The organism is Streptomyces sp. NPDC058307, from assembly GCF_042880295.1.
Lineage (GTDB): Bacteria > Actinomycetota > Actinomycetes > Streptomycetales > Streptomycetaceae > Streptomyces.
The window spans coordinates 1-1,977 of the sequence record NZ_JBHVYZ010000167.1; the positions used below are offsets into that span (position 1 = coordinate 1).

1 protein-coding gene is annotated in these 1,977 nt (G+C 69.8%); it reads right to left on the reverse strand.

Annotation, left to right across the window (positions count from 1 at the left end; genetic code table 11):
* Positions 1 to 1,977 (reverse strand): type I polyketide synthase (locus ACFVYN_RS41315; protein WP_390008079.1); only part of this gene is annotated, 1,977 nt, incomplete at both ends.

Below are 1,977 nucleotides of genomic sequence, written 5' to 3' on the forward strand. Positions count from 1 at the left end.
GGATCACCCGCTGCTGGGAGGGACCGTTCGGCGCCGTCAACCCATTCGACGCACCGTCCTGGTTAACCGCGCTGCCCCGCATTACGGCCAGGACCTTGTGTCCGCGCTCGCGGGCATCGGACAGCCGCTCCAGCACCAGCACCCCGACACCCTCACCCCATCCCGTGCCATCCGCAGCATCAGCAAACGGCTTGCACCGGCCGTCCGCGGCCAGACCACGTTGCCGGGCAAACTCACTGAACGTTCCCGATGTCGCCATCACCGTCACACCACCGGCCAACGCCATTCCACACTCACCGGACCGCAGCGCCTGGGCTGCCAGATGCATGGCCGTCAACGACGACGAACACGCCGTGTCCACCGACACCGCAGGACCTTGCAGTCCCAAGCTGTACGCCACCCGGCCGGAGGCCACGCTCGCCGTGGTGCCGGTCATTCCAAAGCCACCCGCACCGTCACGTTCTCCGGCACGGTAGCTCGACGCGATGATCCCGGCATAGACGCCGGCGTCCGAACTCCGCAGCGAGGTCGGATCGATCCCCGCGTCCTCCAGGGCCTCCCAGCAGGTTTCCAACAGGAGCCGCTGCTGGGGATCCATCGCCACAGCCTCACGCGGGCTGATCCCGAAGAACTCCGCATCGAACAGGCCCGCCCCAGGCAGGAATCCACCCGCTCGGGCGTACGTTCCCTCCCGGTCGCCGGACCGGCTGGTGTCCCAACCCCGGTCAACGGGGAATCCGGAGATCGCATCCGTTCCGTCCGCCAGCAACTGCCAGAAGTCCTCCGGGTTCTGCGCCCCGCCCGGGAAGCGGCAGCCCATCCCGACGATCGCGATCGGCTCATCCGCACCAGCGCGGACCGTCGGAACCGCGGCCGCGGACGCGACACCGGTCTCGGCGGCGGCGTCGGCCAGTTGGGGCAGCAGTTGGTCATGCAGGTACCGGATCAGTTCGAGGGGTGCAGGGTGGTCGAAGACCAGGGTTGCGGGCAGCCGCAGTCCGGTGGCGGTGGCGAGCCGGTTGCGCAGTTCGAGGGCGGTCAGGGAGTCGAAGCCCATGTCCCGGAACGCCTGCTGCGGCTCGATGTTCTCCGGCCGGGAATGACCAAGGACCGCCGCGGCATGGGTGCGCACGATCTGCAGGACCGCCTGCTCCCGATCCTCCACGCTGAGCCCGGCCAACTCGGCGGCCAGGCCCGCCCCCGCCCCTTTCGCCATCGCTGTCGCGGCGGTCGGTCGGGTTCCGGTGCCCACAGCCAGCTCCTGCAGCAGTGCGGGCATGGGGCCTGTGCGCGAGAGCCCAGCAAGTTCCATCCGGGCCGGGATCAGCAGTGGTGCGGTCAGGCGCGTGGTGGCGTCGAAGAGGGCCAGGCCCTGTTCGGTGGTCATCGGCCGGATGCCACCGCGCGTAAGCCGCGACATCCCAGCACCATCGAGATGCGCGGTCATCGTCGAGCGTTCCGCCCACAGCCCCCAGGCCAGCGATTGACCCGCCAGCCCCTGAGCCCGGCGATAGGCGGCCAAGGCGTCGAGGAAGGCGTTGGCCGCCGCGTAACTGCCCTGGCCGGGGCTTCCGAGCGCGGCGGCAGCCGAGGAGTAGAGGACGAACCCGGCCAGGTCCATCTCTTGAGTCAGTTCGTGGAGGTTCCACGCCGCGTCGGCCTTCGCCGCCAGCACGGTGGCGATCCGCTGCGGAGTCAGCGACTCCACCGTGGCATCGTCCAGGACACCGGCTGCGTGCACCACCGCCGTCAGCGGATGGTCAGCCGATATCCCGTCAAGGACACCGGCCAGTGCGTCGCGGTCTGCGGCGTCCGCAGCAACTACGTCTACTACCGCACCCAGTCCGGTCAGCTCGGCAACCAGCCCGGTCGCGCCGGGAGCCTGGGGTCCTTGGCGTGAGAGGAGCAGCAGATGCCGCATGCCGCGGGTGGCCACCAGATGCCGGGCCAGCTCACGGCCCAGCGTCCCGGTGCCAC